Here is a 3,136-nt window from a genome sequence, read left to right as displayed (position 1 = left end):
TGGAATCCGTAGCCGCCGCCTGTTTGGACATCAACGCCAAAGTCCGCCTCGGCGCGCTTTCCGGCGTTTTGGGCATGGCAGGTACCGGCAACATCCAAGGCGAAGACCAAAAGAAACTTGACGTCATCGCCAACAACATCATGATTGATGTTTTAACAGCCAATTCCAACATCGCAGGCCTTGCCAGCGAAGAAGAAGACACCTACGTCGCCACACATGAAAACGGCGGCTATTTGGTATTGTTTGACCCGCTGGATGGCTCTTCCAATATCGACGTCAACATCTCCGTCGGCACCATTTTCTCCGTCTTGGCCAAACCTGAAGGCGCATTGACTACCGAATCCTTCCTGCAAAAAGGCCGCAACCAAGTGGCCGCAGGTTATGTTTTATACGGTCCGCAAACCCAACTGGTACTGACAGTCGGTCACGGCGTGTTCGTCTTCACTCTGGACGATGCCAACCAATTCCTACTGACCAAAGAAAATCCGCGCGTTCCCGAGTCTACTAAAGAATTTGCCATCAATATGTCCAACCAAAGACATTGGTTCGCCCCTGTTCAACAATACATTGATGAATTACTGGCAGGCGAAACCGGCGTACGCGGCAAAAACTACAATATGCGCTGGGTAGCCAGCATGGTTGCCGAAATTCACCGCATCCTGATGCGCGGCGGCGTATTCATGTATCCGCAAGACAAACGCGACCCATCCAAACCGGGCAAACTGCGCCTGATGTACGAAGCCAACCCGATGAGCCTGCTTATGGAACAGGCCGGCGGCGCATCAAATAATGCCATCGAAGCCATGCTCGATATCCAACCTACCGGCCTGCACCAACGTGTTGCCGTATTCATGGGCAGCCGCGAAGAAGTGGAATACGTTTATAATCTGCATCAAAAATAATCAAATGTATTGATTTCAAACCAAAAAAGGCCGTCTGAAATATGATTTTCAGACGGCCTTTTGTTAAAAAATAAAAGAAACGAAAGATTAAAAGGACAGACTCAAATCTGTCCTTTACTGTTTTCCGTCTAATCTTTATTGGATTACGCCGAACGAGCCAGCTCTTCCGCCGCTTTTTGCACCCTATCCGGTGTCAGCTTGTTCAAACAATCCGTATGCCCCAACGGACATTCGCGTTTGAAACAAGGCGAGCAATCCAAATTCAAACTGACGATTTTTGCCTTTTGGCTGAGAGGCGGCGTATGGTCAGGGCTGGATGAACCGTAAACCGCAACCAATTTCCGATCAAGCGCGGCCGCAAGGTGCATCAGACCGCTGTCGTTGCACACAACCGTATCGGCGCAAGACAACAGATCAATCGCCTCCGAAAGATTGGTTTTGCCGCAAAGATTGGTACACAGGCCGTCTGAAAGTCGGTTGATTTCATCTGCAATATCAAAATCTTTTTGCGAACCGAACAGCCAAACCTGCCAGCCCTTGGCCAAATATCGGCGGCCGAGTTCGGCAAAATGACGCGCAGGCCAACGCTTGGCCGGGCCATATTCCGCACCGGGACAAAATGCCAAAATCGGTTTATCCGTCGCCAAACCATGTTTTGCCAAAGCAGCTTGACGGCTTTCGGGATCAATCTTAAAACACGGATTATCGGAATGCCCGTTAAAATCCGCTTGGGTCGGATACGCCAGCGCAGTATAGCGGTCGACCATCAGAGGCAACGCGGCCTTATCCAACTTGCGGATATCGTTCAGCAAAAAATAGCGTGATTCGCCGACGTAGCCCGTACGCTGCTTGATGCCCGTAGCCAAGGCAATAATGGCGGATTTGAGTGAACCGGGCAAAACAATCACTTGATCATAGCCTTCTTTTCCCAATTCACGTCCGATACGCCAGCGTTTTTTCAATTCCAACGCGCCATGTCCAAACGGATTTTCCATCACACGGTTGATCTCAGGCATACGCTCAAATACGGCCATCGACCATTTGGGCGCAAAGGCATCAATGGTACAGCCGGGATGCAGCTCATGCAAACGGTGATAAAGCGGTTGGGTCATGACGCAGTCACCAATCCAGCTTGGGGTAATAATCAGGATTTTTTTGGACATAATGGAATGTGTTTTTAATTTTGGCTTATTGTAATACGATTTTTAAAAGGCCGTCTTAAACTTGGTTTAATCGCTCAGTTCAAAACGTACTAGTTGATACATGTCATTTCAACAGATGCACTCTGGTTTGAGCGCGTGAAGCGTTTGTCTCCCCAATTATTCTGCAAATACCACGCCCCAAATACTAAGCATAACAGCGGCAAGCAATATTTGCTTCATTTTTAAAACCTTATAAAAACAGAAAGGCCGTCTGAAATATTTTCAGACGACCTTTTTATACTCGTTTAACGATGGTAGTTAGGCGCTTCTTTAGTGATTTGTACGTCGTGAACGTGGGATTCGCTCATACCGGCAGAAGTGATTTCCACAAATTCTGCTTTCTCGTGCATTTCAGCAATATTGGCGCAACCCAAGTAACCCATGCTGGAGCGCAGGCCGCCGGTCAGCTGGTGGATGATGTTCACGATCGGACCTTTGTAAGGAACGCGGCCTTCGATGCCTTCAGGAACATATTTGTCTGTACTGTCGGTTTTGTCTTGGAAGTAGCGGTCGGCAGAGCCTTGGCTCATCGCACCCAACGAACCCATGCCGCGGTAAGACTTGTAAGAGCGGCCTTGGTAGAGTTCGATTTCGCCCGGTGCTTCTTCCGTACCGGCAAACATACCGCCGAGCATGACGCTATATGCACCTGCTGCCAGAGCTTTGGCAATATCGCCGGAGAAGCGGATACCGCCGTCGGCAATCAGGGGAACGCCTGTACCTTTCAGGGCTTCGGAAACATTGTGAATCGCAGTCAGTTGAGGCACGCCTACGCCTGCTACGATACGGGTCGTACAAATCGAGCCAGGGCCGATACCGACTTTAACGGCATCCGCACCGGCAGCCACCAAATCCAAAGCGGCTTTAGCAGTAGCGATGTTACCGCCGATGACTTGGATGTGCGGATAGGTTTCTTTTACCCAGCGCACGCGATCGATAACGCCTTGGCTATGACCGTGGGCAGTATCGACCACAATCACGTCCACACCTGCTTCCACCAATGCTTTGACGCGCTCTTCGGTATCGCCGCCG

General features: G+C 50.0%; 3 protein-coding genes. 1 reads left to right on the top strand and 2 read right to left on the bottom strand.

Going from position 1 to position 3,136, the window contains the following annotated elements:
- The coding region (locus ACTHUE_RS14165) for a class 1 fructose-bisphosphatase (RefSeq protein ID WP_440423797.1) at positions 1-902 on the top strand (902 nt) is incomplete at its 5' end.
- A gap of 143 nt (positions 903-1,045) precedes the next feature.
- On the opposite strand, the gene waaF is transcribed toward ACTHUE_RS14165, so the two are convergent.
- Positions 1,046-2,065 carry a lipopolysaccharide heptosyltransferase II gene (gene waaF, locus ACTHUE_RS14160; RefSeq protein WP_440423795.1) on the bottom strand — a complete coding sequence of 340 codons (1,020 nt, stop codon included), beginning with the start codon at positions 2,063-2,065 and terminating at the stop codon, positions 1,046-1,048.
- A 284-nt stretch (positions 2,066-2,349) separates the two neighbouring features.
- Positions 2,350-3,136, bottom strand: a 787-nt coding sequence (gene guaB / locus ACTHUE_RS14155) for an IMP dehydrogenase (protein WP_440423793.1), incomplete at its 5' end; no start/stop codon positions are given.

Source organism: Neisseria sp. P0021.S005 (assembly GCF_051956955.1).
Note: the sequence above shows the minus strand (reverse complement) of the source record. Positions and strands in the feature narration are given on the sequence as shown.

Excerpts from the sequence above, each read along its gene's own strand:
- waaF (WP_440423795.1), bottom strand. The coding sequence starts at position 2,065 with ATGTCCAAAAAAATCCTGATTATTACCCCAAGCTGGATTGGTGACTGC.